Below are 2,715 nucleotides of genomic sequence, written 5' to 3'. Positions count from 1 at the left end.
GGAGTCCGTGGAGTCCGTGGACCCAGCGTGACCCGCCGGGAGGTCCTCCGAGGAGGCCCACGCGGAGAAAAGATCCGGTTCCACGTCTCCCGCCTCGATTCCGCGGCCCGCGTCGTTCCGGAAGCCCGGCCCCACGGGCATGTCCTCCGGCGCGGTGCCGGACTGGTAGGCCGTGGCCATGGCGCGGGCGCGCTCGTCCGCGGCCTCGTTGAGCTCGTGACCCGCGTGCCCCTTGACCCACTCGAAGCTGACGTCCCGACCGGAGAGCTCGCGGTCCAGCGCCTTCATGATCTCCACGTTGAGCACGGGTTTGCCGTCGCGCTTCTTCCAGCCCTTCTTCTTCCAGCCCGGCATCCACTTGGTGACCGAGTTGATCACGTACTGGCTGTCGCACAGCACCCGCAGCGGTTCGTCCGCGCGGTGCCGGGTGGAGCGGAGCAGATCGAGCACCGCGGTGAGCTCGCCCATGTTGTTGGTCCCGTGGGCCCAACCCCCCGCGCGCCACGAGGTGGGATCGATGTACCAGGCCCACCCCGCGGGTCCGGGGTTGCCGAGTGCGGAGCCGTCCGCGGAAGCGATGATCGTCATGCGCTCATCCTCGCAAAACCTCCCGACACGTTGAACCACCGCCGCTGGCAGGCGATCGCCCGGTCCCGCATTGGCCCGCGGTTCAGCGGACCGCTCCGGGGCCACCACCCGGGCGCGCGAAGAGCACCCGGGCGCGCGAGCACTCCCGGAGATGCGAGAACCCCGGGGACAGCACGTGTCCCCGGGGTTCTCGAAATGTCCGCCCGTGTAGCGGGCGGAACTCACTCAGAAGAGCGAGATCACATCATGCCGCCCATGCCACCCATGGGATCGGCACCCGCGCCCGCACCGGCGGCCTCGGGCTCGGGCTTGTCCGCGACCACGGCTTCGGTGGTCAGGAACAGCCCGGCGATGGACGCCGCGTTCTGCAGGGCGGAACGGGTCACCTTGACGGGGTCGTTGATGCCCGCGGCCATGAGGTCCTCGTACTCGCCGGTGGCGGCGTTGAGGCCCCAACCGGTCTCGAGCCCGCGCACCTTGTCCACAACCACGCCCGGCTCGAGACCGGCGTTCAGCGCGATCTGCTTGAGCGGCGCGTCGATCGCGACCTTGACGATGTTGGCACCGGTCGCCTCGTCCCCGGACAGCCCGAGGGACTCGAAGACCTTGGCACCGGCCTGGATCAGGGCCACGCCGCCACCGGCGACGATGCCCTCCTCCACGGCGGCCTTGGCGTTGCGCACGGCATCCTCGATGCGGTGCTTGCGCTCCTTGAGCTCGACCTCGGTGGCGGCACCCGCCTTGAGGACGGCCACTCCGCCGGCCAGCTTGGCCAGGCGCTCTTGCAGCTTCTCGCGGTCGTAGTCGGAGTCGGAGTTGTTGATCTCCGCGCGGATCTGGGCCACGCGACCCTCGATCTCCTCCTGCGTACCGGCGCCGTCCACGATGGTGGTCTCGTCCTTGGTCACCACGACCTTGCGGGCCTGGCCCAGCAGGTCGATCGTGGCGGACTCGAGCGACAGGCCCACCTCTTCGGTGATGACCTGGCCGCCGGTGAGGATCGCGATGTCCGCAAGCTGCGCCTTGCGGCGGTCACCGAAGCCGGGGGCCTTGACGGCCACGGACTTCACGGCACCGCGCATCTTGTTCAGCACGAGCATGGCGAGCGCTTCGCCGTCCACGTCCTCGGCGATGATCAGCAGCGGCTTGCCGGCCTGCATGATCTTCTCGAGTACGGGGACCAGGTCCTTCACGGCGGAGATCTTGGAGTTGACGATCAGGATGTAGGGGTCCTCGAGGACGGCTTCCTGACGGTCGGCGTCGGTCACGAAGTAACCGGAGAGGTAGCCCTTGTCGAAGCGCATGCCCTCGGTCAGCTCAAGCTCCAGCCCGAAGGTGTTGGACTCCTCGACGGTGATGACGCCTTCCTTGCCGACCTTCTCCATGGCCTCGGCGATGAGCTTGCCGATCTCCGGGTCCGCGGCGGAGATGGACGCGGTCGCGGCGATCTCCTCCTCGGTCTCGATCTCCTTGGCGGAGGACAGCAGCTGCTCGGTCACGGCGGCCACGGCCTTCTCGATGCCACGCTTGAGGGACAGCGGGTCCGCACCGGCGGCCACGTTGCGCAGGCCCTCCTTCACGAGGGCCTGGGCCAACACCGTGGCTGTGGTGGTGCCGTCACCGGCGACGTCGTCGGTCTTCTTGGCGACCTCCTTGACGAGCTCGGCGCCGATCTTCTCGTACGGCTCCTCGAGCTCGATCTCCTTGGCGATGGACACGCCGTCGTTGGTGATCGTGGGGGCGCCCCAGGACTTCTCGAGGACCACGTTGCGTCCGCGCGGGCCGAGGGTGACCTTGACGGCGTCCGCGAGGGTGTTCAGGCCCCGCTCGAGGCCGCGGCGGGCTTCTTCGTCGAATGCGATCATCTTTGCCATGTGTTTCGTCCCTCCTGGACGGTTGACAAACAAGACTTGTCATCACGATGCCCGCGACGGACGGTGCCGCGCCGCGATCCTCACCGCGCCGCAACCACCTCACCGTGATGTCACTCGTCCGCCGCGCGACCCCCACCGGACCCGGTTAGCAGTCCACGCGACTGAGTGCTAATCCCATAGTGGCACTCGTCATGCCGGAACCGCAAACGCCCTGCGTCCAGTGGACTCAGGTTTCGTCCCCGGCTGAACGGGC

General features: G+C 68.3%; 2 protein-coding genes. Both read right to left on the bottom strand.

The window, feature by feature from the left end:
• A partial coding sequence (locus B3I25_RS03400; protein WP_349676519.1) for a ribonuclease HI occupies window positions 1-588 on the bottom strand: 588 nt, incomplete at its 3' end.
• 239 nt (window positions 589-827) lie between these two features.
• The gene (gene groL / locus B3I25_RS03395; protein ID WP_286737810.1) at window positions 828-2,462 is read right to left on the bottom strand and encodes a chaperonin GroEL; all 1,635 of its coding nucleotides are present in this window, start codon (window positions 2,460-2,462) and stop codon (window positions 828-830) included.
• Window positions 2,463-2,715: the final 253 nt, after the last annotated feature.

Origin of the sequence: Kocuria sp. UBA1838 (genome assembly GCF_002338785.1) — a bacterium.
GTDB classification, from domain to species: Bacteria; Actinomycetota; Actinomycetes; order Actinomycetales; family Micrococcaceae; genus Kocuria; species Kocuria marina.
This window is presented reverse-complemented; position numbering and strand designations above follow the sequence as displayed.

What these genes read in the sequence shown, in the direction of transcription:
- groL (WP_286737810.1), bottom strand. Translation starts at nt 2,462, where the DNA reads ATGGCAAAGATGATCGCATTCGACGAAGAAGCCCGCCGCGGCCTCGAG.